General features: G+C 71.1%; 21 protein-coding genes and 1 pseudogene. 12 read left to right on the forward strand and 10 right to left on the reverse strand.

The window, feature by feature from the left end; all coding sequences use genetic code 11:
- Positions 1–179: 179 nt before the first annotated feature.
- From OG379_RS17130 to OG379_RS17155, 6 genes are read left to right on the forward strand one after another with little or no spacing between them, the layout of a single operon-like run.
- Positions 180–1541: an MFS transporter gene (locus OG379_RS17130; protein ID WP_405663703.1), complete on the forward strand. Its 1362-nt coding sequence runs from the start codon at positions 180–182 to the stop codon at positions 1539–1541.
- Positions 1541–3277: a dihydroxyacetone kinase family protein gene (locus tag OG379_RS17135; protein WP_405663705.1), complete on the forward strand. Its 1737-nt coding sequence runs from the start codon at positions 1541–1543 to the stop codon at positions 3275–3277. The genes OG379_RS17130 and OG379_RS17135 overlap by 1 nt, the downstream gene beginning before the upstream one ends.
- Complete coding sequence (locus OG379_RS17140) at positions 3277–3777, forward strand: ribose-5-phosphate isomerase (protein WP_405663708.1); 501 nt, start codon at positions 3277–3279, stop codon at positions 3775–3777. Before OG379_RS17135 ends, OG379_RS17140 begins: the two co-directional genes overlap by 1 nt.
- Complete coding sequence (locus tag OG379_RS17145; RefSeq protein ID WP_405663711.1) at positions 3777–4571, forward strand: triose-phosphate isomerase family protein; 795 nt, start codon at positions 3777–3779, stop codon at positions 4569–4571. The genes OG379_RS17140 and OG379_RS17145 overlap by 1 nt, the downstream gene beginning before the upstream one ends.
- Complete coding sequence (locus tag OG379_RS17150) at positions 4559–5353, forward strand: sugar phosphate isomerase/epimerase family protein (protein ID WP_405663713.1); 795 nt, start codon at positions 4559–4561, stop codon at positions 5351–5353. Before OG379_RS17145 ends, OG379_RS17150 begins: the two co-directional genes overlap by 13 nt.
- Entirely contained in the window at positions 5353–6222 is an 870-nt protein-coding gene (locus OG379_RS17155; RefSeq protein ID WP_393758518.1) for a phosphogluconate dehydrogenase C-terminal domain-containing protein, read from the forward strand. The genes OG379_RS17150 and OG379_RS17155 overlap by 1 nt, the downstream gene beginning before the upstream one ends.
- 100 nt (positions 6223–6322) lie before the next feature.
- Here OG379_RS17155 and OG379_RS17160 read toward each other — a convergent pair whose 3' ends face one another.
- Positions 6323–6940: a TetR/AcrR family transcriptional regulator C-terminal domain-containing protein gene (locus OG379_RS17160; RefSeq protein ID WP_405663716.1), complete on the reverse strand. Its 618-nt coding sequence runs from the start codon at positions 6938–6940 to the stop codon at positions 6323–6325.
- 62 nt (positions 6941–7002) lie between these two features.
- On the opposite strand from OG379_RS17160, the gene OG379_RS17165 reads away from it, so the two are divergent.
- Complete coding sequence (locus tag OG379_RS17165) at positions 7003–8418, forward strand: FAD-dependent monooxygenase (protein ID WP_405663719.1); 1416 nt, start codon at positions 7003–7005, stop codon at positions 8416–8418.
- A gap of 68 nt (positions 8419–8486) precedes the next feature.
- Entirely contained in the window at positions 8487–9686 is a 1200-nt protein-coding gene (locus OG379_RS17170) for a hypothetical protein (protein WP_405663721.1), read from the forward strand.
- Positions 9687–9743: 57 nt separating this feature from the next.
- Here OG379_RS17170 and OG379_RS17175 read toward each other — a convergent pair whose 3' ends face one another.
- The 5 genes from OG379_RS17175 to OG379_RS17195 form a co-directional block, all read right to left on the reverse strand.
- On the reverse strand, positions 9744–11228 hold the full coding sequence (locus OG379_RS17175) for a peptidoglycan D,D-transpeptidase FtsI family protein (protein WP_405663723.1): 1485 nt from the start codon (positions 11226–11228) through the stop codon (positions 9744–9746).
- Between the two features lie 135 nt (positions 11229–11363).
- Complete coding sequence (locus tag OG379_RS17180) at positions 11364–12209, reverse strand: LLM class F420-dependent oxidoreductase (protein ID WP_405663726.1); 846 nt, start codon at positions 12207–12209, stop codon at positions 11364–11366.
- 78 nt (positions 12210–12287) lie between these two features.
- A complete protein-coding gene (locus OG379_RS17185; RefSeq protein ID WP_405663729.1) occupies positions 12288–13856 on the reverse strand; it encodes an APC family permease in 1569 nt (522 codons plus the stop codon).
- Between the two features lie 295 nt (positions 13857–14151).
- Positions 14152–16074, reverse strand: a complete 1923-nt coding sequence (locus OG379_RS17190; protein WP_405663731.1) for an AMP-dependent synthetase/ligase — start codon at positions 16072–16074, stop codon at positions 14152–14154.
- Between the two features lie 121 nt (positions 16075–16195).
- A complete protein-coding gene (locus OG379_RS17195) occupies positions 16196–17473 on the reverse strand; it encodes an acetyl-CoA C-acetyltransferase (RefSeq protein WP_405668546.1) in 1278 nt (425 codons plus the stop codon).
- Between the two features lie 74 nt (positions 17474–17547).
- On the opposite strand from OG379_RS17195, the gene OG379_RS17200 reads away from it, so the two are divergent.
- Together OG379_RS17200 and OG379_RS17205 are read left to right on the forward strand one after the other, a co-directional pair.
- Positions 17548–18870, forward strand: a complete 1323-nt coding sequence (locus OG379_RS17200; RefSeq protein ID WP_405663733.1) for a 3-oxoacyl-ACP reductase — start codon at positions 17548–17550, stop codon at positions 18868–18870.
- A 4-nt stretch (positions 18871–18874) separates the two neighbouring features.
- A complete protein-coding gene (locus OG379_RS17205; RefSeq protein WP_405663736.1) occupies positions 18875–19714 on the forward strand; it encodes a MaoC family dehydratase in 840 nt (279 codons plus the stop codon).
- Between the two features lie 11 nt (positions 19715–19725).
- Here OG379_RS17205 and OG379_RS17210 read toward each other — a convergent pair whose 3' ends face one another.
- Positions 19726–20346 carry a TetR/AcrR family transcriptional regulator gene (locus OG379_RS17210; RefSeq protein WP_104786749.1) on the reverse strand — a complete coding sequence of 207 codons (621 nt, stop codon included), beginning with the start codon at positions 20344–20346 and terminating at the stop codon, positions 19726–19728.
- 147 nt (positions 20347–20493) lie between these two features.
- On the opposite strand from OG379_RS17210, the pseudogene OG379_RS17215 reads away from it, so the two are divergent.
- Together OG379_RS17215 and OG379_RS17220 are read left to right on the forward strand one after the other, a co-directional pair.
- Positions 20494–20943, forward strand: a pseudogene (locus OG379_RS17215) (IS200/IS605 family accessory protein TnpB-related protein); the annotation flags it as partial.
- A gap of 205 nt (positions 20944–21148) precedes the next feature.
- The gene (locus tag OG379_RS17220; RefSeq protein ID WP_405663738.1) at positions 21149–22375 is read left to right on the forward strand and encodes an alpha/beta hydrolase family protein; all 1227 of its coding nucleotides are present in this window, start codon (positions 21149–21151) and stop codon (positions 22373–22375) included.
- A 65-nt stretch (positions 22376–22440) separates the two neighbouring features.
- Here the strand turns inward: OG379_RS17220 and OG379_RS17225 are convergent, their stop codons facing one another.
- The 3 genes from OG379_RS17225 to OG379_RS17235 all read right to left on the reverse strand — a co-directional run bounded on the left by OG379_RS17225 (position 22441) and on the right by OG379_RS17235 (position 25138).
- Positions 22441–23796, reverse strand: a complete 1356-nt coding sequence (locus OG379_RS17225) for a dicarboxylate/amino acid:cation symporter (RefSeq protein ID WP_405663741.1) — start codon at positions 23794–23796, stop codon at positions 22441–22443.
- A gap of 395 nt (positions 23797–24191) precedes the next feature.
- The gene (locus tag OG379_RS17230) at positions 24192–24488 is read right to left on the reverse strand and encodes a DUF4229 domain-containing protein (RefSeq protein ID WP_393758494.1); all 297 of its coding nucleotides are present in this window, start codon (positions 24486–24488) and stop codon (positions 24192–24194) included.
- Positions 24489–24610: 122 nt separating this feature from the next.
- Complete coding sequence (locus tag OG379_RS17235) at positions 24611–25138, reverse strand: GNAT family N-acetyltransferase (protein ID WP_405663744.1); 528 nt, start codon at positions 25136–25138, stop codon at positions 24611–24613.
- Positions 25139–25208 lie beyond the last annotated feature (70 nt).

Raw genomic sequence — 25208 nt, forward strand, 5'->3', positions numbered from 1 at the left:
GCCCAGGAGAAGAGCTCAGGGGAGCGACCTACGTCACTTTGGTAAATTGGTGACCAATTTAGGATCCAGGGCTAGCTTGGAGTTGTTCACCGGCCGGAAACACAACCTTCCACGGTTCGCCTTCGCCTGCCGGAGTAGACACGGAATCGGACAAAGCGGTCCGCAAGCGAGGAGTCTCCATGGGCGCCACTGCGCATTCAGCGATCGAGAGATCAGCGATCAAGAAGGTCTCGGTCCGGCTCGTCCCCTTCGTGGCCCTGATGTTCTTCGTGAACTACCTGGACCGGACGGCCGTCTCGTTCGCCGAGCCCAACGGCATGGGGCAGGACCTCGCCCTCACCGCGGCACAGTTCGGCTTCGCCTCCGGCGTCTTCTTCATCGGCTACATCATTCTCGAAGTGCCCAGCAACATGGCACTGCACAAGTTCGGCGCCCGGCGCTGGCTGGCCAGGATCATGGTGAGCTGGGGCGTCGTCGCCCTCCTCTTCACCTGGGTGCAGAACAGCGAGCAGCTGTACACGCTCCGCTTCCTGCTCGGTGTCGCCGAGGCGGGCTTCTTCCCCGGCGCGATCCTCTTCCTCAGCCAGTGGGTGCCCTCCCGGCACCGTACGAAGGTGCTCGGCCTCTTCTACCTGGCGCAGCCCCTGACCACCGTCATCGGGGCCCCGCTGGCCGGGTGGTTCATCAACCAGCACGGCCTCTTCGGCCTCGAGGGCTGGCGCGTGATGTTCCTCGGCGTGTCCATCCCGGCGATCCTGCTGGGCGTCATCGCCTGGTTCTACCTGATCGACAAGCCGGCCGACGCGAAGTGGCTGACCCCCGAGGAGCGGGACTGGCTCACCGATGAGCTCGCCGCCGAGAACGCCGGCAAGACCGGCGCGGACGAGAAGACCGCCCACGGCAAGGCGGCCCTGAAGGCCGCCTTCACCAACAGCCGCGTCTGGACACTCGCCCTCATCTACTTCGGCTTCATCTACGGCCTGTACGCCCTCGCCTTCTTCCTGCCGACGATCATCAACGGCTTCCAGGAGCAGTTCGGCACGACGTTCAGCGTGATGGACAAGGCCCTGATCACCGCCATCCCGTATCTCCCGGCCGCGATCGTCCTCTACTTCTGGTCCCGCCACGCCACCAAGCACGGTGTCCGCACCTGGCACATCGCGGGTCCGGCCGTCGTCGGCGGGATCTCCATCCCGATCGCCCTCTACATGGGCTCACCGGCCGCCACGGTCGCCGTCATCACCGTCACCGCCTGTGCGATCTTCGCCGCGCTGCCGGTCTTCTGGTCCGTCCCCTCGCAGTTCCTGACCGGCGCGACAGCCGCGGCCGGTATCGCCCTGATCAACACCGCGGGCAACGTGGCCGGCTTCGCCGCCGGTTACGTCACCGGCTGGCTGAAGGACTTCAGCGGTGCCTACTACCTGCCGCTGTTCCTCGTCGGGGCTTTCATGCTCATGTCCGCCGCGCTGATGCTGTGGCTCGCCAACCGGTCCAGGGGCCGGGGCGCGAACCAGGGCCGGCCCCTCGCAGAGGTCCGCTGATGACACGCCTGTCCAACGACCCCGCCGCCTTCGCCGACGAGGCGCTCGAAGGCTTCGTCGCCGCCCACCCCCGCAGGGTCCGCCAGGTCCCCGGCGGCGTGGTCCGGGCCACCCGCACCGCCCCCGGTCAGGTCGCCGTGGTGGTCGGAGGCGGCTCCGGCCACTACCCGGCCTTCTCCGGGCTGGTCGGCCAGGGCCTCGCCCACGGCGCGGCCGTCGGCAACGTCTTCGCCTCTCCCTCCGCCCACCAGGTGCGCCAGGTCGCGCGGGCCGCCGAGACCGGCGGCGGCGTCCTCCTCGCGTACGGGAACTACGCGGGCGACGTCCTGCACTTCGGCCAGGCCGCAGCCCGGCTCACCGCGGAGGGCGTCCCCACCCGCACGCTCGGTGTCACGGACGACATGTCCAGCGCCTCCCCCGACGAGGCACACAAGCGCCGCGGTGTCGCCGGGGACCTGGTCGTCTTCAAGACGGCCTCGGCCGCGGCCGAGGCCGGACTGCCGCTGGACGAGGTGACCAGGATCGCCGAGCTGGCGAACGCCCGTACCCGGTCCTTCGGTGTCGCGTTCTCCGGCTGCACCCTGCCGGGCGCCGACCACCCCCTGTTCAGCGTCCCCGAGGGCCGGATGGCCGTCGGACTGGGCATCCACGGCGAACCGGGCATGGGCGAGCAGCCCGTGCCGACCGCCGACGAGGCGGCCGAGCTCCTGGTCGCGACCGTCCTCGGCGAGCTCCCCGAAGGCGTCGGATCCCCGCGCGGCGAGCGTGCGGCGGTGATCCTCAACGGCCTCGGCTCGGTGAAGTACGAGGAGCTGTTCGTCGTCTACCGCCGGGTCGCCCAGCTCCTCGCCGAGGCCGGCGTGGAGGCCGTGGACCCCGAGGTCGGCGAGCTGGTCACCAGCTTCGACATGGCCGGTGTCTCGCTCACCCTGTGCTGGCTCACCGACGAGCTGGAGCCTCTGTGGACTGCCCCGGCCGACGCCCCCGCCTACCGCAAGGGCACCGTCGAGGAGGCTGACCTGTTCGTACCCGACCCGTCGGCGGAGACGGCCGAGGAGACCGTCCCGCCCGCCACCGACGCCTCCCGCGAGGCCGCCCGCACGGTCCTCGCCGCCCTGCGCGTACTCAAGGAGACCGTCGACGTCCACGCCGAGGAGCTCGGCCGGATCGACGCGGTCGCCGGTGACGGGGACCACGGCATCGGCATGCAGCGCGGCTCCACCGGGGCGTACGACGCGGCTGCCCGTGCCGAAGCGCTCGGCGCCGGTGCAGAAACGCTTCTGCACCGGGCCGCCGATGCCTGGGCCGACCGGGCCGGCGGCACCTCCGGCGCCCTGTGGGGCGTCATCCTCCGGGCGCTCGGCACCGCGCTCGGCGACACCGAGCGGCCCACGGCCCCCGTCGTCGCCACCGGGGTCGCCCGGGCCGCGGCGGGCGTGATGGAGCTGGGGAAGGCGGAGGTCGGCGACAAGACCATGGTCGACGTCCTGGTCCCCTTCTCCTACGCGCTCACGGCCGCCGCCGAGGCGGGGCAGCCCCTGGCCACCGCCTGGGACACGGCCGCGCACTCCGCCTCCGCCGCCGCCGAGGCCACGGCGGACCTGCTCCCGCGAATGGGCCGCGCCCGCCCGCACGCCGAGAAGAGCCTCGGCACCCCGGACGCCGGAGCCCACTCGCTCGCCCTGATCGTCCGTGCCGTGCACGGCGTGTTCGTACCCACCCTGGAGAACCACTGATGTCCGAGAAGCGGTCCGAGAAGCCGTCCGAGAAGCTCCGCGTCGTCGTCGGCTCCGACGACGCCGGCTACGCGTACAAGGAAGCCCTCAGGAAGGACCTGGAGGCCAGCGGCCTCGTCGAAGCCGTCACCGATGTCGGTGTAGACGCGGACGGGCACACCGCCTACCCGAAGGTCGCCATCGCCGCGGCCGAGATGATCGCCCGCGGCGAGGCCGACCGCGCGCTGCTGGTCTGCGGCACGGGCCTCGGCGTGGCCATCGCCGCGAACAAGGTCAGGGGGATCCGGGCCGTCACCGCCCACGACTCCTTTTCCGTAGAGCGCGCGGTGCTCTCCAACAACGCCCAGGTCCTCACCTTCGGCCAGCGCGTCGTCGGCCTGGAGCTGGCCCGCCGGCTGGCCTCCGAGTGGCTGACGTACCGCTTCGACGAGGCGTCGGCGTCCGCCGCCAAGGTCGCGCTCATGGACGACTACGAGAACAAGCAGGAAGCCGCAGCCTGATGCCCGCGCAGAACCGCCCCCAGGTCACGATCGGGGTGAGCCTGAAGATGTACTTCGGCCACCACGAGACCCTCAACTGGGCCCGCAGCATCGCGGATCTGGCCGCCCGGCACCCGGCCGTCACCGACGGCACGGCCGAGCTGTTCGTGCTGCCCGCCTTCCCCGCACTCGTCCCGGTCACCGGCATCCTCGCCGGCACCCAGGTGCGGACCGGGGCGCAGGACCTCGCGACCGACGACTCCGGCCCGTACACCGGCGAGGTGAGCGGCGCGCACCTGCACGAGATCGGCGCCCGCTACGCCGAGGTCGGGCACGCCGAGCGCCGCCGGCTCTTCGGCGAGGGCGACACGGTCGTCGCCGCCAAGACGGCCGCCGCCCTGCGCAACGGGCTGACCCCGGTGCTCTGCGTAGGCGAACTCGACCAGGTGTCCCCCGCCGAGGCGGCTGCCCGCACGGTCGCCGAGGCCGAGCGCGTCCTGGCCACGGCGGCCCACGACGGCCCGCTCGCCCCGGTCGTCCTCGCGTACGAACCGCAGTGGGCCATCGGCGCCCCCCGCCCCGCCTCCCCCGAGCACATCCGCACGGTCTGCGAGGCCCTCACGGCCTGGCTCGCCACCCAGCCCTCCCTGTCCGGCAGCCGCGTGATCTACGGGGGCAGCGCGGGCCCGGGGCTGCTGACCGAGCTGGGCCCGTGCGTCGACGGCCTGTTCCTCGGCCGCTTCGCCCACGACCCGGCAGCGGTGGAACGCATCCTCGACGAGGCGCGGGAAGGAGCCGCCGCGTGTACGGCCTGAGCACCTACGCCTTCTTCTGGCGCATCTCGGACAGGGCCCCCCGCCCTCTCACGCTCGACGAGATGCTCGCGCAGACCCGGGAGCTGGGCGGCGAGGTCTTCCAGATCTGCGACTACCCGCTGATCGAGTCGTACGGCGACGAACAGCTCGACGCCCTGCGCGCCACCGCCGCCGGCCACGGCATCACGCTGGAGCTGGGCACCAGGGGCGTACGCACGGAACACCTCTCCACCTACCTCCGCATCGCGCGGCGCCTGGGCGTCACCCTGGTCCGCTCCATGCTGAACACGGCGGACCACCGGCCGTCCGTCGCGGAGGCCACGACGCTCCTGCGCGAAGCCGTCCCCGCCTACGCGGCGGCAGGCGTCACGCTCGGCCTGGAGACCTACGAACAGGTCTCCACCGACGACCTGCTGGCCGTCGTGCGCGGTGTGGACAGCCCGAACCTCGGCGTCGTCCTCGACCCGGGCAACAGCGTCGCCCGGCTGGAGCGCCCGGTGGACGTCGTCGACGCCACCGCCCCCTACGTGGTGAACATCCACGTCAAGGACTTCTCGTTCTCCCGCCGCGACGGCTGGGTCGGCTTCACCTTCGCCGGCTGCCTTCTCGGCGAAGGCCTCCTCGACTACGACCACATGATCCGCAAGGTCGGTCCCGACGAGCGTGGCATCAACCAGATCGTGGAGCACTGGCTCCCCTGGCAGGGCGATTTCGAGGAAACCGCCCGCCTGGAGGACCGGTGGACCCGGCACAGCATCAACACCCTTCTGAGGAGCAAGTAATGGCCACCGGATCCAAGACCGTCGCCGTCATCGGGGCCGCAGGCAAGATGGGGCAGCGCGTCTCCAACAACCTGGTCAAGAGCGACTTCACCACCCTCTTCGCCGAGAACTCCCCCAAGGGCCAGGAGCTGATCCGCGAGCTCGGCCGCGAGCTGACGGACAGCGCCGACGCGGCCGCGCAGGCCGACGTCGTGATCCTCGCCGTCCCGGACGTCGTCCTCGGCACGGTCTCCGAGCAGCTCGTCCCCGTCATGAAGCCCGGCGCGATCCTGCTGACCCTGGACCCGGCCGCCGCGTACGCCGGTCTGCTGACCCGCCGCGCGGACGTGCACAACGCCGTGGCACACCCCTGCCACCCGTCGGTGTTCCTGGAGCGCACGACGAAGGAAGAGTGGGCGGACACCTTCGGCGGCATCGCCGCCCCGCAGGAGGTCGTCGCCTCCTTCGAGCCCGCCGCCGAGTCCGCCGACCCGGCGGCCCAGGAGCTCGCCGAAGCGGTCATCAGCACCATGTACGCCCCGGTCGTCGAGGTGCACTGGGTGACGGTCAAGCAGCTCGCGGTCCTGGAGCCGACCCTGGTCGAGACGATCGCCTGCATGGTCGGCGCCCTGCTGACCGAGGCCCTCCACGAGACGGTCCACACGGTGGGCGTCCCGGAGAAGGCGGCTCGCGCGATGCTCCTCGGCCACACCCAGGTCGCGCTGGCCAACACGCTCAAGGGCTCGAACCCGTTCTCCGACGCGTGTCTGATCGCGATGGACTACGGCCGCGAGTCGATCGTCCGCGACGACTGGAAGAACGTCTTCAAGGACGACGAGCTCGACAAGGTCATCACGCGGATGCTCAAGATCAAGGAGATCAAGCGCTGACCCGGTCCTGACACCGGCGCCACCGCTCAGGTCCCCCGCGAAACCGGGCCGGGCTCTCCATCAGGGGTGGAGGGCCCGGCCCTTCGTGTGCCCTCCCGCCTCACCCCCCGAGGATGCGGGAGATCCCGTAGTCGAAGCGTTCGTCGAAGGAGGCGTCCTCGAAGTGCTTTGCCGCCCGGGACAGTGACGGGTACTCCCCCGCACCCAGCCGTCGGGCGAACGCCGGGCCCCTCGCGTCCGGCAGCGCCTGCTCCTCCTGGGCCAGCCCGAGGGTGAAGTAGACCAGGGTCCAGGCCGTCCAGACAGCCTCCCGCTCCCGCAGCCCGCCGGTCAGCAGCGCCTCGACCACCAGCTCGGCGAAGCGGAGCGTGGCGGGTTCGGCGGCATACGTGCCGGCCACGATCCTGGCGCCGTCACGGTGGGCGAGCAGAGCCCGGCGGTAGCGGTGGAACAGCTCGCGGACGCGGGGCTCCCAGGGCTCGGGCAGCCCCTCCACCGGCACCTCGGCCAGGATCGCGTCCGCCATCAGCTCCAGCAGCCGCGCCTTGGTCTTCGCATGCCAGAGCACGGTGTTCATCCGTACGCCGAGCCGGTCCGCGATGCCCCGGATCGAGAGCCCGTCCGCGCCCTTCTCGTCCAGCAGCTCCAGCCCCGCCCGCACCACCGCGTCAGGGCCGAGCCGGGTGGGCGCGGGATTCTCCGCTTGCTTCTTGGTCACCGACCTAGTCTACTGGGCACACATCCCATTGGTCACTGACCAAGAGCACGAGGAGCCGCCCCATGGAACACGTCGTCATCGCGGGAGGCGGGCCCACCGGCCTGTGGCTGGCCGCCGAACTGCGCCTGGCCGGGACGCCCGTCACCGTCCTGGAAGCCAGGCACGAGCGCGACCCCCACTCGAAGGCCCTCACCCTCCACCCCCGCACACTGGAGATCCTGGGCTTCCGGGGTGCCTTGGAGCCCTTCCTCGCCGAGGGGCGGCGCATACCCAGCGGACACTTCGGCGGCCTGGACGCCCGGATGGACTTCGGCGCCCTGGACACCCCGTACCCCTTCACGCTCGCCCTGCCGCAGGCCCGCACCGAGGAGTTGCTGGAGGAACACGCTCTGGCGGCGGGCGCCGACATCCGGCGCGGACACCGGGTGACCGGCCTCGCCCAGGACGAGGACGGGGTGACCCTGGAGGTGTCCGGCCCCGAAGGCCCGTACACCCTGCGCGCCGCGTACGCCGTCGGCTGCGACGGCACCCGGAGTACCGTGCGCGAGGCCGCCGGGATCGACTTCCCCGGCACCGACGCCACGACGTGGGGCTGGCTCGGCGACGTCGTCCTGGACACCCCGCCCGAGGGCGCGGCTTACGCCGCCTCGGGCCCGAAGGGCGGCGTCATGGTCGTCCCGATGCCGGGCGGCATCCACCGGATCGTCGGCGGCGACACGGACAGCAACGGCCCGGACCACCCGGGCGAACTGACCCTGGACGCCCTCCGCGCCAAGGTGACCCGGATCGCCGGCACCGACTTCGGGATGCGCGACCCGAGCTGGCTCTCCCGGTTCGGCAACGCCACCCGCCAGGCCGCCTCCTACCGCAAGGGCCGCGTCCTGCTCGCGGGCGACGCCGCGCACATGCACTTCCCGGCCGGAGGCGTCGGCCTCAACGTCGGCCTGCAGGACGCGACGAACCTCGGCTGGAAGCTGGCCGCGACGCTGGCGGGCTCGGCTCCCGACGGCCTCCTCGACAGCTACCACTCCGAACGCCACCCGGTGGGCGCAGACCTGCTGATCAGCACCCGGGCCCAGACAGCCCTGATCAACGCCCACTCGGCCGAGGGCCAGGACCTGCGCGCCCTGCTCAGCGAACTCATCGCCACCGTCCCCGAATTCTCCCGGAACCTGGCCGAACGGCTCTCCGCGATCGGGGTCGCCTACCCGCCCCTGGCCCCAGGCCACCCCCTGACGGGCCACCGTGCGCCCAACCTCGAACTCGCCGACGGCACCGACCTGTTCACTGCCCTCCACTCCGGCCGACACGTCCTCCTCGGCTTCGCCGGCACCCCCGCGCCGATGCCCGGAGCCCTCACCCGTGCCGCGTCCCGGCCCTGCACCCGCCCCGCCTGGTCCACCGTGCACACCGCGCTCATCCGCCCGGACGGGCACGTCGCCCGGGCGAGCGATGACCCGAACGTGATCCGGACGTGATCGCCGGCCCGTAATCTCCCTCCGGTCAGGGGGACCCACGGCGTGAACGGACAAGCGGGGGGCAGCACATGGGATACGGGCGCGCGGCGATACCGGTACTGGCCGGAGGGGTGCTGCTCACGGCGCTTCTGTGGTGGGCGGGGGCCAGCGCGAGCGCGCTGCACCTCCAGGGTGCCACCGACGTGCTCGGCGGCCGGGTGGTCGCCGATCTCCAGCAATGGCTCTCGCCATGGTCGTACGATCCCCCGGACTCGGTCCGCTTCGGCACCGGGGTGCTGGGGGACATCGCGGACCCTGCCTCGGCCGACCCCGAGCGCTATCTCTCGCTGTACGAGACGGGCATGCAGATCCGGTTCGCCGCGGTCTTCGTCTTCTTCGTGGCAGGGGCGCTGGTACTCGTGCGCAGGCTGCCTCCGGTGAACCGGCGGACGCCGGCCGCGCTGCTCGCGGTGTGGGCCTGGGGCATGGTCGCCGGAATGCTGGCGGCGACCGTCTCCGCGCCCTGGATCGTCGCCTCGTACGGGCACGGCAGTTACCGCCTCCTGCCCCAGCTGGCGAGCATGACCTCCTCCGGGCAGCAGATCAACGTGGTGGCCTCGTTCGTCGCGGCGGTCGTCACCGTGCTCGTGGCGCGGATCACCGCCAAGGGCGCCGGCCCGCTGCCACTGGGAGCCGTTCCGGTGGGGGCGGCCCGCCTGGCCGCGACCGCCGGCACCGCCGTGGTCGCCCTCTCCTTGGTGGTCCTCTCCTACGAGTCCGTGGCGGCGTCCATCCAGACGGCCTCCCTCTCCGGCGGGCTGCTCTCCGAGCCGGGCGACCTGCTGCGCGCATGGCTGCTGCTCGGCGGCTGGAACGCCCCGACGGCCGGCTCCCCCGGTCTCTGGTTCCTGTACCGACTCGCCGACGTGCTGCTGCTCGCCTTGGTGTGGTGGGCGCTGCGGCTGCTGCCCGTCCTGCTGACCCGGGCCACGGTGCCGGCGACGGCGGTCTGCGGGGTCTGCGCGACGGTCGTCGGGCTGCTGGCGAGCCAGCTGTTCCAGTTCGCGGTGATCGGAGCGGACTCGAGCCTGCGGTGGGGCGGGCAGTACCTGACCGGCGCCCTCGGCGGCCACGTCCCGGCCGCCCTGACCTGGGGCCTTCTGGCGGGCTTGACCGCGGCCGTGGCCCTGCGGCTGGCCGGAGGCAGCGCGGAGGGCGCGGAGCCCGTGCTCTCCGTCCCCCCGGTCGCGCCGACGCCCGCGGGCCTGCCGCACCGGCCCGCCGGATGACCGCAGCCCCCGTCCGGTGTGTCACCGGACGGGGGCTGCGGTTCACAGGGTGCCCGGTTACTTCCCCAGCACCGCCTCCATCACGTCCTTCGCGATCGGGCCGCCCAGGCCACCGCCGGAGATGTCCGAGCGGGAGATGTCCATCGCCGTCGGGTCGATGAACACCGCGACCGCCACGGACTGGCCGTCGGCCTTCTTGCCGTACGAGACGAACCAGCCGTACGGGACTTCCTTGCTCACGTCGTCGCCGCGCTGGGCCGTACCCGTCTTGCCGCCCACCGTCACACCGTCGATCAGGGCGCGCTTCGCACTGCCCTCCTTGGCGGTGAACTCCATCATCTCCTGGACCTTCTTCGCCGTCTCCTCGGAGACCGCCTCGCTCTTGAGCTGCGGCTCGTGCTCCTCCAGCGTGGACAGGTCCGGGCCGTCCAGCTTCTCCACGATGTACGGCTGCATCAGCTTGCCGTCGTTGGCGAGGGCCGCCGTGACCATCGCCATCTGCATCGGGGTGCTCGTGAGGCTGCCCTGGCCCATGCCGGTGAGGGCGGTGCCGGGCTTGTCGAGCTTCTCGGGGTAGAGGCTCTTGGTGGCGAGCATGTCGCCGAAGGCCTCGGAGTAGACGTCCGCGTTGAAGCCGAACTTCTCGGCCGTCTCGCGCATCCCCTGGTCGCCCACCTTGAGGGCGGCGTCCAGGAAGACGTTGTTGCAGGAGTACTGCATGGCCGTCTTCATCGACGCCTTGTTGCAGACCGCGTCGCCGGCCTCGCTGCTGATCTTGCTCGACGACAGCGGCAGCGGGTACGGGGAGACCGCGCCGGTGGGGGCGTCGACGTCCGTGACGACGCCGTGTTCCAGGGCCGCGGCGGCCGTGAGGATCTTGAAGGTGGAGCCGGGCGGAAAGGTCTCGCGCAGCGGCCGGTTGGCCAGCGGCTTGCCCTTGTCGTCGACCAGCGCCTGGAACTTGTCGCCCTCCTTGAAGGAGTTGCCGGCGAAGACCGAGGGGTCGTACGAGGGCGTCGAGACCAGGGCGAGGACCTTGCCCGTCGACGGTTCGAGGGCGACGACCGCGCCCCGGGCGTCCAGGTCGCTCAGGCCCTTGTAGCCCGCCTCCTGCGCCTTCGGGTCGATGGTGGTGACCACATTGCCGCCGCTCCGCTCCTCACCGGTGAGGATGTCCTTGGCCTGCTGGAAGGCGAAGCGCTCGTCCTGGCCGCTGAGGACGCTGTCGTACGTGTTCTCCAGGAGGGACATGCCCTGCGCCTGGGAGGCGTAGCCGGTGACGGGGGCGTACATCGGACCCTGTTTGAACGTCCGCTGGTACTTGAAGTCGGTCCCCTCGACCTCCTTCGACCCCGTGACCGCCTTGCCGCCCACGATGATGTCGCCACGCGGGGTGGCGAACTGGGTGATCTTGACCCGCCGGTTGTATTCGTGGGTGGCCAGCTCCTCGCTCTGCGCGTACTGGAGCCAGTTGGCCCGTATCAGCAGGGCCAGCATCAGCAGCCCGCAGAAGATGGCTATGTGGCGCAACGGCCTGTTCATCGTGCTCCCGCTCCCAGGCAGCCGAGCACACACGCACACGGGCCGCACCATCGATGTCCGGAGGTGATAGATGCGATTTTAGCGTCGTCGGTTGCATCGAAGGTCACGCCCGACCGCTTCTCGGCCACGGTTCCCTCACAAATGGGCGGCGTAAGCGTCCAGGGCACGCAGCACCTCCGCCTCCCCGGCCGGGGGCAGTTGGAGGACGACCTCGTCGACACCGAGATCCGCGTAGTACGCCAACTTGCCCGGGGAGGGCCGGACGGCGTAGGGCACCACCTGGAGCTGCTCCGGGTCGCGGCCGGCCTCCTCCCAGGCGGCGCGCAGCTTCGGCACGGACTCCGACAGGCCGCGCCCGCCGATCGGCAGCCAGCCGTCCGCGTCCTGGGCGATCTGCGTGAACAGCTTCGGTCCCGCCGCCCCGCCGATGAGGGTGCGCGGGCCGTTCACCTGGCCGCGCGGCGCCTGCACCGGCTTCGGGTAGGCGTGGCTCGCCCGGACGGAGCCGAACTCACCCTCGTACGCCGTCGGTTCCTCCGCCCAGAGGGCACGCATCAGGGCCAGCCGGTCGCTGCCGAGGGCGCGCCGGGTCGACCACTCCACGCCGTGGTCGGCGGCCTCCTCCACATTCCAGCCGAAACCGATGCCGAGTGTGAACCGGCCACCGGAGAGGTGGTCGAGCGTAGCGGCCTGTTTCGCCAGGTCGATCGGGTCGTGCTGGGCGATCAGCGTGATGCCGGTGCCGAGGGCCAGCCGTTCGGTGACGGCGGCGGCCTGTCCCAGGGCGACGAACGGGTCGAGGGTGCGGCCGTATTCGGGCGGCAGCTCGCCCCCTGCCGGATACGGGGTCTCCCGGCTCACGGGGATGTGGGTGTGCTCGGGCAGATACAGCCCGGCGAACCCCCGCTGTTCCAGCTCGCGAGCGAGCCGGACCGGCGTGATCGTCTCGTCGGTGAGGAAGATCGTTGTGGCGATCCGCATGCGAGGCACCTCCGTCGTCGTCCGTGACGGTCCCAACGTATGCCGTGCGGCGGGTGAATCAGAGCCTCGTCAGGTGATTCAGTCCTGCACGACCAGCGCCGGGGTCTCCTTCGTCAGCACCTCACCCCGGAAGAACGCCGGGCTCCGGCGCCGCGTGGCCTCCATCAGCACCACACCGAGCAGCAGCAGCCCGACACCGATGACGAAGACGGAGCCGACGCCGAACACGGAGGAACCGGAGCCGTAGGCCGGGTCCCACATGTCGTACAGGGTCTTGCCGAAGACCGCCGTGAGCAGGATGCCGCCGACGACCGGGAACAGGCCCTTGAAGACGAGGTCGCGGGCGGACCGGGTGAGGTCGGCGCGGAAGTACCAGGCGCAGGCGAAGGCCGTGAGCGCGTAGTAGAAGCAGATCATCAGGCCGAGCGCGTAGATCGTGTCGACCAGGACGTGCTCGCTGACCAGGGTCATCACCGTGTAGAACACCCCGGTCGCGACACCCGCGACGACCGTGGCCCTGCCGGGCGTACGGAAGCGGGGGTGGACCTTGGCGTACGAGGCGGGCAGGGCCTCGTACGCCGCCATCGCCAGGACCGTGCGCGCCACCGGGATGAAGGTGGTCTGCAGGCTCGCGGCGGCCGAGGCCAGCACCGCGACGAAGAGCAGGATGCCGAGGCCGGGGCCCATGACCGGGCCGGCCAGGGCGGCGAAGACGTTGTCGGAGGTGTCCGGGTTCGCGAGGCCCAGACCCGATCCGCCGGTGCCGACGACCATCTGGGCGGCGATGCCGGTGGCGAGGTAGGAGCCGACCAGGACGACCATCGCGATGAGTGCGGCGCGGCCGGGGGTCTTCTCGCTGCCGGTGGTCTCCTCGTTGGCGGTGAGACAGGTGTCCCAGCCCCAGAACATGAAGATGGAGAGGGACAGCCCCGCGGTGAAGGCGCCGAAGGACTGGACGGCGAACGGGTTCAGCCAGGACCAGGAGAAGTGCGTCGAGGTCGCGGCGAAGTCGCCGTCGGCCGCCTTCTGCACGGCCATCGCGACGAACACCGCGAGGACCACGAGCTGGAGGGCCACGAGGGTGTACTGGAGGCCCTTGGTGGCCGTCATCCCCCGGTAGCTGATCGCCGTCGCCACGGCTATCAGGAGGAGGCACGTGAGGATGTGGACCGGCTTGCTGTCGTCCAGGGCGGCCACCGTGTCGCTGCCGGTGATCTCGCCGGCCAGCAGCCAGAAGTAGGAGGTCGCGACGCCCGCGAGGTTCGACAGGACGATGATCGTGGCGATCACCAGGCCCCAGCCGCACATCCAGCCCAGGCGCGGCCCGAAGGCCTTCACCGTCCAGGTGAACGAGGTGCCGCAGTCCGGCACGGCCTTGTTGAGCTCCCGGTACGCGAAGGCGACCAGCAGCATCGGGAGGAACCCGGCCAGGAACACGGCGGGCATCTGCACGCCGACCTCACCGGCGGTGGAGCCGAGGGTGGAGGTCAGGCAGTACACCGGGGCGACGGTGGAGATGCCGAGCACGGCGCTGCCCATCAGGCCGACGGAGTTCCCGCCGAGCCCCTTCTCGCGTACGCCGCCGTCGGCCGGAGCACTTCCCCGTACCGTGTCTCCGGCCTGTGGCCGCGCGTCCAGCTCAGTCATGGAGAGGACGCTATGCGCTGCGATTTCCATATCCGGAGGATGAGACTCCGACGTCTCACCCTTGATTAACCACGTCCGGTCGGGACTTGAGCATCTACATCGAAAGCTTCAGGTGAACATGACCTTGCATTCACTGGCCCATAAGAGGGCGAGCAGGCATACGGGAATCGCACCCCTGTCCCTTTTGTGGTGATTCAAAATTTGTCCGTCGGGTGCCTGCCGGACGCTCTCGAATGTGGCCTGGCCGCGCGGCGGGCCTCAAGGAGCACCGACCGGCGTCACGAAGCGGCCCCCGCTACTGCTTGCGGTACAGCTCCTCGATCTCCGCGTCGAAGTCCCGGATGATCGCGTCTCGCTTCAGCTTCAGCGACGGCGTGAGGTGACCGCTCTCCTCGGTGAAGTCCTTGGGCAGGACCGTGAACCTACGGATGGACTCCGCGCGCGAGACCAGCCGGTTGGCCTCGTCCACCGCGCGCTGCAGCGCCGCGCGCAGCTCCTCGTCCTCGACGAGCTCGCGCAGGGGAATGCCCTCCTTCTTCCGCATCCGGCGCCAGTGCGCGAGGCCGTCCGGCTCCAGGGTGATCAGGGCGCTGATGAACGACCGGTTGTCCCCCACGACCATGCACTGGCTGACCAGCGGGTGGGCGCGGAGCCAGTCCTCCAGCGGGGCGGGGGTGACGTTCTTGCCGCCGGACGTGATGATGATGTCCTTCTTGCGGCCGGTGATCGTGAGGTAGCCGTCCTCGTCCAGGGCTCCCAGGTCGCCCGTCGCGAACCAGCCGTCCTCCAGATGCGGCCTGGCCTCGCCGCGCTCGGTGTCCCAGTAGCCCCGGAAGACCTGGCCCCCGCTGAGCAGCACCTCCCCGTCGTCCGCGATGCGCACGGAGGTGCCCGGCAGCGGCCATCCCACCGTGCCCAGACGGGGCTTGAGCGGAGGGGTGACCGTGGCGGCCGCGGTGGTCTCGGTCAGGCCGTAGCCCTCGAAGATCTGCATGCCGGCCCCCGCGTAGAACGCGGCGAGCCTGCGTCCCAGCGGGGAGCCGCCACAGATCGCGTACCGGACGTGGCCGCCCAGTGCGGCCCGGATGCGCCGGTAGACCAGCGGGTCGTAGAGGGCGCGGGCGGCGCGGAGTCCCAGGCCGGGGCCGGGGCCCGTGCCGTGTTCGGCGGCCTCGACCGCCTCGCCGTAACGCCGCGCGATCCGGGCGGCACGGTCGAAGGACGAGGCGCGGCCCATCTTCTCGGCCGTGGCCCGGCCGGTGTTGAAGACCTTCTCCAGGACGTACGGGATGGCCAGCAGGAACGACGGCTTGAAGCCCGCCAGGTCCGCGAGCAGGTCCTCCGTACGGATGGACGGCGCGTGCCCGAGCCGTACCCGTGCCCGCATGCAGCCGATCGCGACCATCCGGCCGAAGACGTGCGAGAGGGGCAGGAACAGGAGGGTGGACGCGGGGTACTTGGAGACCGACTTGAAGACCGGGTGGAGCAGCTCGATGGCGTTGTCGACCTCGGCGAAGAAGTTCCCGTGGGTCAGGACGCAGCCCTTGGGCCGGGCCGTGGTCCCGGAGGTGTAGATGAGGGTGGCGGGGCTGTCCGGCCCCAGGGCGCTCCGCCGGGCGGTGACGGCCGCGTCGGGTATGTCCTTGCCGAGCGTCTTCAGCCGGCCGATCGCGCCCGTGTCGAACTGCCACAGATGGGCGAGGTCCCCGAGCTGCTGCCGCTCCTGGCTGACCAGCCGCCCCTGCTCCTTGGTCTCCACGGCGCAGGCGACGGCCCCGGAGTCCTGGAGGATCCAGCGCGTCTGGAAGGCCGACGAGGTGGGGTAGACGGGCACGGTGACCAGCCCGGCCGCCCAGGACGCGAAGTCGAGCAGCGTCCACTCGTAGGTCGTACGGGCCATGATCGCGACCCGGTCACCGCTCTGCAGGCCCTCCGCCACCAGACCCTTGGCGACGGCCAGGACCTCGGCGGCGAACTCGGCGGCGGTCACGTCCTGCCAGCTGTCGTCGGCCTGCTTTCGGCTGAGGACCGCTTCGGACGGGGCCTCCCGGGCGTTGTCGAAGGGGATCTCGGCGAGCGAGCCACGTCGCACGGCCGGCGCGAGCGGCGGCACGGAGACTTCCCGTACGGAGCCGTCGGCCGCCCTGACCTTGGTCGGCTCGACCAGGACCGGAACGGTGGGCGCGGCGGGTACGGCGGCGGGGGCGGGCGTGGTCACGAGCGGCTCCTCGACGTGGGGTCCGGCGCCGGGCCCCGCTCCTGGGGTCCGGCGCCGAGGCGGCTGCTGGGTGCGCGGGTCGTTCACGTACGGATGGCGGCTGAGGGGGATGCGGTTGCGGTCAGGGGCGTTCCAGGACGGCGGTGACCCCCTGGCCGCCCGCCGCGCAGATCGAGATCAGGCCCCGGCCGGGCACCTCCCGCTCCGCGAGGAGCTTGGCCAGGGTCGCCACGATCCGGGCGCCGGTCGCGGCGAAGGGGTGGCCGGTGGCGAGGGACGATCCGACCACATTCAGCTTGTCCCTGTCGACGGGCGCGAGCCCCTGCTGCTCCCAGGACGCCAGGGTGGCGAGCACCTGGGAGGCGAAGGCCTCGTGGATCTCGAAGAGGTCGAAGTCCTCCATGGTGAGCCCGGCCCGCTCCAGCATGCGCGGCACGGCGTACGCGGGCGCCATCAGCAGCCCGTCCTCGCCGTTCACGTAGTCCACGGCGGCCGTCTCGTAACGCGACAGGTACGCCAGCGGTTCCAGGCCGTGCGCCTCGGCCCACTCCTCGCTCGCCAGCAGGACGGTTGCCGCGCCGTCGGTGAGCGGGGTCGAATTGCCCGCGGTCATCGTCGCGTCGGGGTGGTCTGCGCCGAACACCGGCTTCAGCGTGGCGAGTTTCTCCACCGTGGAGCCGGGGCGCAGGTTCTGGTCGCGGTCCAGGCCGAGATACGGGACGACGAGGTCGTCCAGGAAGCCGCGTTCGTAGGCCGCGGCGAGCCGCTGGTGGCTGGTGGCGGCCAACAGGTCCTGGTCCTGGCGGGCCACCCCCCACTTCCGGGCGGTGACCGCCGCGTGCTCGCCCATCGAAAGGCCGGTACGGGGCTCGGCGTTGCGTGGGATGTCCGGGACGAGGTGCCCGGGACGGACGGCGGCGAGCGCCTTGATCCTGGCGCCCGTGGACTTGGCCCGGCGCGCCTCCAGCAGGATCCGGCGCAGCCGGTCGTTGACGCCCAGGGGCGCGTCGCTGGTGGTGTCCGCGCCGCCGGCGATCGCCGAGTCGACCGCGCCGAGCGCGATCTTGTTGGCCGCGGCGACGACGGCCTGCAGACCGGTGCCGCACGCCTGCTGGATGTCGTACGCGGGCGTGCGCGGATCCAGTGCGGAGCCCAGGACGGTCTCGCGGGCCAGGTTGAAGTCCCGGCTGTGCTTGAGGACCGCGCCGGCGACGAACTCGCCGACCTGCTGTCCTCGCAGGCCGAAGCGCTCGACCAGTCCGTCCAGCGCGGCGGTCAGCATGTCCTGGTTCGACGCCTGCGCGTACGGGCCGTCGGAGCGTGCGAACGGGATACGACTGCCACCGATGACCGCGACCCGGCGCGGCTGCGGAAGTGCGAGGGGAATCAACTCGACCAGCTCATCTCGACAACTCCTGACCCTTGAGTAACCTTACTCTGGAGTAAATCTACGACCGAGCAGGAGTCCAGACAATGGCCGACCGCTATCTGCACTTCACCGGCACGGCACCCGGCCGCTTCCTGACCCGCAGGCTCGGCCTGCCACAGCCCGCCCCGCTGCGCCGCTGGACACTGGAAACCCCGTCCCTCGACGGGCCGTTGCTCCACCTCACCGCAGGTAGCTCCGCCCACTCCGGCACGCTCGGTCCGGTACTCGCCGCGACCGGCCTGAAGGTCACCGACCGGGCCGGACGCCCGGCCGCCGTCGTCCTGGACGCAACCGGCGTCACCACGGCCGCGGGACTCGCCGACGTACACGCCGCTCTCCACCCCGTCGTCCGGTCACTGGCCGTCGGCGGCCGCGTCGTCGTCCTCGGGACCGCCCCGTCCCCCGACGACCACCACCAGGCGGCGGCGCAGCAGGCGCTCGAAGGGTTCGTACGCTCACTGGGCAAGGAGATCGGCCGGGGCGCCACGGCCCAGCTGCTGCGGCTCGCGCCCGGGGCGGACGCGGCCTCCGCCGAGTCCACCCTCCGCTTCCTGCTCTCCCCCCGCTCCGCCTACGTCAGCGGCCAGGTCGTCGAACTCACCGCCGACGCACCCGGCGTGGTCACCGACTGGGCGGCACCGCTGTCCGGGCGCACCGCCCTGGTCACCGGCGCGGCGCGCGGCATCGGCGCATCCGTCGCCTCCGTGCTCGCCAGGGACGGCGCCCAGGTGGTCTGCCTGGACGTCCCGCAGGCCCAGGAGGAGCTCGTCCGCACCGCGGACCGCCTCGGCGCCACCGCCCTGCCGCTGGACATCACCGCACCGGATGCCGCCGACCTCATCGCCGCGGCCGTCCCCGACGGCCTCGACATCCTCGTCCACAACGCGGGCATCACCCGGGACCGCCGACTCGCCAACATGCCTGCCGACCGCTGGGCCTCGGTCATCGACGTCAACCTCGACAGCGTCCTGCGCACCACGGACGCCCTCATCGGGTCGGGCACCCTGCGCCGCGGCGGCCGGATCATCGCCACTGCGTCCATCGCCGGCATCGCGGGCAACAACGGCCAGACCAACTACGCGGCCAGCAAGGCCGGAATCATCGGCCTGGTCCGCTCCCTGGCCCCGCGCGCCGCCGCCGAGCACGGCATCACCGTCAACGCGGTCGCGCCGGGCTTCATCGAGACGGAGATGACGGCCGCCGTGCCCCTCTTCATCCGGGAGGCCGGGCGCCGGATGAACTCCCTGTCCCAGGGCGGCCTTCCGGTGGATGTCGCGGAGACCACCGCCTGGTTCGCCCAGCCCGCGTCCGGAGCGGTCAACGGCCAGGTCGTACGGGTCTGCGGCCAGAGCCTGCTGGGGGCGTGACGCGATGACCGGCCTGAGCCTCTCGCTCGTCCGCGGAGCCATCACCTCACCCTTCAAGCGGGCCGGGCGCCCCGGCGCCACCCTGCCGCCGGCCCGTGAGGTGATCCCGCCGGGACGCATCGCCCCCGGCCCCCTCGCCGCGTACAGCAGGATCTGCGGCTTCGCCGAATCGGGCCCGCTGCCGCTCACCTACCCGCACGTCCTGGGCTTCCCCCTGGCCATGCGGCTGATGACGGGCCGCGACTTCCCCCTGCCGGTGCTCGGACTGGTCCACACCTGGATCGAGATCACCGCACACCGGGTGCTGCACCCGACGGACGCGCTCGAACTCACCGTGTACGCCGACGACCTCACGCCGCACCGGCGCGGCACGGAGGTCACGATGGTCACCGAGGCGCGGCTCGACGGCACACTCGTCTGGGAGTCACGCAGCGGCTACCTCTCCCGGCACGCGACCGGAGCGGAGGCACCCCCGCCCTCTTCCCAGGCCTCGCTCCCGGAACCGCCCGCCGTGGCCGAATGGCGGCTGCCCGCCGACCTCGGGCGGCGGTACGGGGCGGCTTCGGGCGACCGGAACCCCATCCATCTCCACCCCCTGGCAGCACGCCTCTTCGGCTTCCCCCGGCACATCGCGCACGGCATGTGGACCGTCGCCCGCTGCCTGGCGGAGGCCGAGGGCGGGAGCGGCTCCGGCGGGCCGGGCCGGATCCGGTCCGTGCGGGCGGACTTCAAGGCGCCCGTCCTGCTGCCCTCCACCGTCACGTACGCCGCCGACGACACCGCCTTCCAGGTGCGCGGCGGCAGCCGCGTCCACCTCACCGGCAGCGTGGTCCGGGAGGGCTGAGAAGCTCCCGCTCAGTCCCCTCGGGACTGCCAGCCGCGCCCGTGCATCAGGTTCTCGAGACCCGCCCACGAGAAGTTCATCAGGGTGGAGGCGGCCTCCTTGGCCGAGACGCCGGGAGTGGCGTTCGCCCACCCGGCGAGCGCCTCCGCCGCCCCCACCAGCGCCTGCGCGAGCCCCGCCACATCCCGGTCGGGCAGCGCGGGATCGCTGTGCGCCTCGCGTGCCGCCGCGCCGATCAGACCCGTCACGAACGCAACGATCTCCTCACGCAGCGCCCCCACCTCGCTGACGAACGGCTCCCCGTGCGAGCTCGCCTGCTGGTGGAGCACCGCCCAGCCGTCCGGGTTCTCCGCGGTGTGCGTGAAGAACCCCCGCAGCCCCGACCACAGTTGCCGGTCAGCCGGAATCCCCGGCTCCACCGCGGCCTGCACGGCCTCCACCAGCGCTTTCGACTCCCGGCGGATGCACGCGGTGAAGAGCTCCTCCTTGGAATTCAGGTACAGATAGACCAAGGGCTTGGACACACCGGCCAGTTCCGCGATCTCGTCCATCGAGGCGGCCCGGTACCCGCGCTGCGCGAAGGTCCGCACGGCCGCGTCCATCATCTGCTGCTCACGCACCGCGCGCGGCATCCGTTTGCTCTTCACTGCACTCACGTCAGACATCCCTCCCGCCCCCACTGCGCTACTCCTCGGTAAGACTACGGCGCGGCCCCGCCCGCCGTCGTACGGACGGAACACGGCCCGGCCACGATGGCCGGTAGTGGTCCACATACTTCCGCGGTGGCGAATTGGCAGGCCGGTCGGGTGCGGGTGATTCGGGGCGGGAGGCGCCTGTTCAACACCCGCCACCATCTTGCCGAGGCCGGTCTCACGAAGGCGCGGTGGCGGGAACGCTGGGAGGCGGAACGCTGGTTTCTGGCGGCGGACGGCGAGTCGGGGAAGCGGTTCGGCAACGAGACGGTCCGCGTCACCCCGCAGGGCGAGGTGTCGATCAAGCTGCCCGCCCGGCTGGCCCATCTGGCCAACGCCAAGCATGGCCGCTACACCCTCACCGGCACGGTGGCTTTCGCCCACCGGGGGGTGGAGTGGGCCGACCGCGTCGAAGCGAACCGGTCTGTCGCCTACCGCATCCATCTCGATGTGGGCCGGGGCCGTTGTATCTGACCGCGTCCTGGCAACGCCCCCTCGTGCAGACCCTGTCGTTGGAGGCGGCTCGGCCCCGGGGCATGATCGCGTGTCACCGAACGGGACGCGAAAGCGGGAACCCAGCGCATCCAGCACCGTTCGGGATGCGCCCAGAACACATCAGTGGGTCCAGGACTCACTCATGCGCACTGGATAGGAGCGGTAGCACCGCGTACATCCCAGGTAGCCCACGGATCACCCTGCGGACCGATGCTCCAGCCCGGGCCCGCCGCCTAGTGTCCACAGCATGACGATGAGACTCCGCAGACGGACGGCCGTCGCCGCCCTCGCAACCACGCTCCTGCTGGCCACGCCCGTCGCCACCGCCCAGGCATTATCCGGCCCGGCGCCCGCGCAGGCCGCCTCCGCCACCGCCACCGCCACCGCCACCACCACGGTCGACGAACTGCCCCGCCCGACCGGCCCGTACACCGTCGGCACCGAGGTCCTGAACCTCACCGACCACGACCGCACCGACCCCTGGGTGCCCAAGGCCGGGGACCGCGAGCTGATGGTCTCCCTGTACTACCCCGCCCGCCATGGCCGGCCGGGTGCCACCGCCCCGTACATGACCATCGGGGAAGCCCGGATGGTGCTGGCGAACACCGGGCTGGAAGACACCGTGCCACCGTCGGCGTTGAGCGCGCTGGGCACCCACGCCCGCACCGGCGCCCGGACAGCCCCTGGGCGCTTCCCCCTGGTGCTGCTCTCCCCCGGATTCGGCAACCCCCGGGCGACTATGACCTCGCTCGCGGAGGACCTGGCGAGCCGCGGTTACGTGGTGGCGAGTGTCGATCATGCCTACGAGGCATTCGGGACCGAACTGCCCGACGGCCGGGTACTGACCTGCGTGGCCTGCGAGAAGATGGAGTCCGCGCCATCCGATGAAGCCCGGGAGGAGCTGGGCAGGCTCGTCTCCACCGGACGGGCCGCCGACCTCTCCTTCGTGCTGGACCGGCTGACCGGCCACCGTCCCGTCTGGAAGAGCTCCCGCATGATCGACCCGGGCCGGGTCGCCGTGGCCGGCCATTCCATCGGGGGCAGCGCGGCCGCCTCCGCGATGCTCGACGACCCGCGCTTCGACGCGGGGATCAACATGGACGGCACGTTCCAGGAGCGCGTTCCCGCGTCAGGCCTCGGCGAGCGCCCCTTCATGATGCTGGGCACCACGTCCTTCCACACCCCCGGCGGCGGGGACGTGTCCTGGGACGAGGGCTATCAGCGGCTGGACGGCTGGAAGCGCTGGATCGGCGTCGAGGGCTCCGGCCACTCCAGCTTCACTGACGTACCCGTCCTGGAGGACCGGATGGGTGTGACGCTGGACCCCACGGTCACGCTGTCCACCGACCGTCAGGTCCGGATCACCCGTGACTACGTCAGCGCCTTCCTCGACCAGCATCTGCGCGGCCGGCACCAGCGCCTGCTGGACGGCCCCACACCCGGCAACCCCGAGGTCGTCTTCCAGACACCCTGACCGCCCCGCCACACACAGGAGCGCCCCCGGACGCAGAGGTCCGGGGGCGCTCGTGCGCGTGCGGGTCACGCCGTGACGGGAACGCCCTTCGGCTCCACGTCGTGCGCCTCGGGCTCCTCGACCGGTGAGGCCGACGCCGAGTTGTACGCGTCGTGGTCGAGGATCTTCTCGCGGGCCGCGACGATCACCGGGACCAGAGCCTGTCCCGCCACGTTCGTGGCGGTGCGCATCATGTCCAGGATCGGGTCGATGGCGAGGAGCAGGCCCACGCCCTCCAGCGGGAGGCCCAACGTCGACAGGGTGAGGGTCAGCATGACCGTGGCACCGGTGAGGCCGGCGGTGGCCGCCGAGCCGATGACCGAGACGAACGCGATCAGGATGTAGTCACCGATGCCCAGCTGGACGTCGAAGATCTGCGCGATGAAGATCGCCGCCAGCGCCGGGTAGATCGCGGCGCAGCCGTCCATCTTGGTCGTGGCACCGAACGGCACGGCGAAGGAGGCGTACTCCTTCGGGACGCCCAGGCGCTCCGTGACCTGCTGGGTGACCGGCATGGTGCCGACCGAGGAGCGGGAGACGAAGGCCAGCTGGATCGCGGGCCAGGCGCCCTTGAAGAACTGCAGCGGGCTGACCTTGGCGACGGTGGCGAGCAGCAGCGGGTAGACGCCGAACATCACCAGGGCGCAGCCGACGTAGACGTCCGCGGTGAAGGTGGCGTACTTGCCGATCAGGTCCCAGCCGTAGTCGGCGATGGCGTAGCCGATGAGGCCGACGGTGCCGATCGGGGCGAGGCGGATGACCCACCACAGGGCCTTCTGGAGGAGCTCCAGGATCGACTCGCTGAGGGCGAGGATCGGCTTGGCCTTCTCGCCGAGCTGGAGCGCGGCGATACCCGCGACGGCGGCCATGAAGACGATCTGCAGGACGTTCAGCTCGGTGAACGGCGTGATCACGTTCTCCGGGATGATGCCGGTGAGGAAGTCGAGCCAGGAACCGGCGTGCTCGGGCTTGGCGCCGTCCTTCGGAGTGAGGTCGGTGCCGGCGCCCGGGTTGGTGATCAGGCCGATCGCGAGGCCGATGGCGACCGCGATCAGTGATGTGATCATGAACCAGAGCAGCGTGCGCGTGGCCAGCCTGGCGGCGTTGTTGACCTTGCGCAGGTTGGTGATCGACACCAGGATCGCGAAGAAGACGAGGGGCGCGACGGCCAGCTTGAGCAGCTGGACGAAGATGCTGCCGACCTTGTCAAGGGTGGTGACGAGCCAGCTGACGTCCTGGCTGCGGGCGAGCCAGCCGAGCAGGACGCCGAGGACGAGACCGGCGACTATCTGTATCCAGAACGGGATTCTGGGCAGGCGGAAGCCGGAACCGGACGGCTTGCCGGCTTCGGTCTCGGCGGTGGGCGCGGGATTCGCGGACACGGACACACTCCAGATGTGACGCATCGGGACGTACGAGGGACAGACGTACGATCGTGCGGTCGAACAGGGGGACGGGGGTGCGGCGCCCGCGTCAGGGGCGGCGCCGCTGCATGATGCCGGTTCAGACGTTGCGGCAACAGACCGCGGACATACAGCGGCAGAGATCGACATGCAGGCGCACCACGAGCGGGACGCTCAGAGCGTGATGGGTGCGCACTGCAGTAATCATGTCGAATACGTTAACACTGCAACTTTGAGAACCTCAAAGGTACGCTTCTTGATCATTTCGGGGGCGAGCCCGCCCGGACGCACGGAAGCCCCGGTACGGGAGCGGCTGCTCCGGTACCGGGGCTTCGTCTGTGCGTGGGTGCGGTGTGAGGAACCTTACGCGGCGCCTACTGGGCGACGCTGTCCTCGCGGGTGCGGTTCGCCTCGAGCCTGGCCTTGGTCCGGTCGACCGTCGAGATGAGCTGCTCGGACATCTCGTCGCGCTGCTTGCGCAGCAGGATGAAGCTCAGCGGGGCGGAGAGCAGCAGGCCGAGGAGGATGACCCAGACGACGTTGGAGCCGCCGACACCGGAGGGGAGCACACCGAAGTGGACCGCTACACCGGCGATGAAGAAGCAGCCGACGAAAATCAGCAGGCGCATGGCGGTGTACCGGATCGTTGCGCTCGGCTTGGCAGCGGACACGGCTGGCCTTCTCTCTACGTCCGACGTTCCTGCGGTCGTGCAGTCTGGGATCCTGCCCGACCAGTGAAGCATGCCCCGAATTCGATCAGTTCGCAGGGTTGTCCCGACGCCGTGGAATCTGCCTAGCGGAAGAGCGGGAGCAGCATGATGACGTCGTCGCGGTAGTCGTCCTCGGCGACCCGGATGGCGTTCGGGACCCGGCCCACCTCCTTGTATCCGCAGGAGGCGTAGAAGCGGTCGGCACCGGTCCCGCCCCGGCAGGTGAGGCGGATGGCGTCGATGCCGTCGAGCGCCAGGGCGGCGTCGGCCGTGGCCGCCATCAGCGCGCGCCCGAAGCCCTTGCCCTGGTGGCGCGGGTGGACCATCACCGTGTACGCGCCGATCCAGTGCCGCATGAGCCGGTGGGTGTTGTGGGTGAGGAAGGCGGTGGCGGCCACCGCGCCGTCCTCGTCGCGCCCGACGACCAGGTGGGTACGGCCCTCGGCCATTGCGGCGAGGTGCTTGACCAGCTCCGGCCGGACCTCCTCGTCGGTGACGGGCGGCACGAAGCCGACGGCTCCGCCGGCGTTGCTGACGTCGGCCCAGAGCGCGGCTATGCCGTCCCGCAGGGTCCGGTCGAATGCGGGATCCACTTCAAATGTAAGCGCCATCTGAGCAGATTAACTATTACCATGAGTCCCCTTCAACCCGCGTCCACCACGCGAGAAAGCCCCGGCCGGG

The sequence above is a fragment of the Streptomyces sp. NBC_01166 genome (genome assembly GCF_045039765.1).
Taxonomy (GTDB): domain Bacteria; phylum Actinomycetota; class Actinomycetes; order Streptomycetales; family Streptomycetaceae; genus Streptomyces.

Excerpts from the sequence above, each read along its gene's own strand:
- OG379_RS17135 (WP_405663705.1), top strand. The coding sequence starts at position 1,541 with ATGACACGCCTGTCCAACGACCCCGCCGCCTTCGCCGACGAGGCGCTC.
- OG379_RS17140 (WP_405663708.1), top strand. The coding sequence starts at position 3,277 with ATGTCCGAGAAGCGGTCCGAGAAGCCGTCCGAGAAGCTCCGCGTCGTC.
- OG379_RS17175 (WP_405663723.1), bottom strand. The coding sequence starts at position 11,228 with ATGAACAGGCCGTTGCGCCACATAGCCATCTTCTGCGGGCTGCTGATG.
- OG379_RS17220 (WP_405663738.1), top strand. The coding sequence starts at position 21,149 with ATGACGATGAGACTCCGCAGACGGACGGCCGTCGCCGCCCTCGCAACC.
- OG379_RS17210 (WP_104786749.1), bottom strand. The coding sequence starts at position 20,346 with ATGCCGCGCGCGGTGCGTGAGCAGCAGATGATGGACGCGGCCGTGCGG.
- OG379_RS17130 (WP_405663703.1), top strand. The coding sequence starts at position 180 with ATGGGCGCCACTGCGCATTCAGCGATCGAGAGATCAGCGATCAAGAAG.
- OG379_RS17180 (WP_405663726.1), bottom strand. The coding sequence starts at position 12,209 with ATGCGGATCGCCACAACGATCTTCCTCACCGACGAGACGATCACGCCG.
- OG379_RS17205 (WP_405663736.1), top strand. The coding sequence starts at position 18,875 with ATGACCGGCCTGAGCCTCTCGCTCGTCCGCGGAGCCATCACCTCACCC.
- OG379_RS17165 (WP_405663719.1), top strand. The coding sequence starts at position 7,003 with ATGGAACACGTCGTCATCGCGGGAGGCGGGCCCACCGGCCTGTGGCTG.
- OG379_RS17200 (WP_405663733.1), top strand. The coding sequence starts at position 17,548 with ATGGCCGACCGCTATCTGCACTTCACCGGCACGGCACCCGGCCGCTTC.
- OG379_RS17170 (WP_405663721.1), top strand. The coding sequence starts at position 8,487 with ATGGGATACGGGCGCGCGGCGATACCGGTACTGGCCGGAGGGGTGCTG.
- OG379_RS17185 (WP_405663729.1), bottom strand. The coding sequence starts at position 13,856 with ATGACTGAGCTGGACGCGCGGCCACAGGCCGGAGACACGGTACGGGGA.
- OG379_RS17145 (WP_405663711.1), top strand. The coding sequence starts at position 3,777 with ATGCCCGCGCAGAACCGCCCCCAGGTCACGATCGGGGTGAGCCTGAAG.
- OG379_RS17235 (WP_405663744.1), bottom strand. The coding sequence starts at position 25,138 with ATGGCGCTTACATTTGAAGTGGATCCCGCATTCGACCGGACCCTGCGG.
- OG379_RS17155 (WP_393758518.1), top strand. The coding sequence starts at position 5,353 with ATGGCCACCGGATCCAAGACCGTCGCCGTCATCGGGGCCGCAGGCAAG.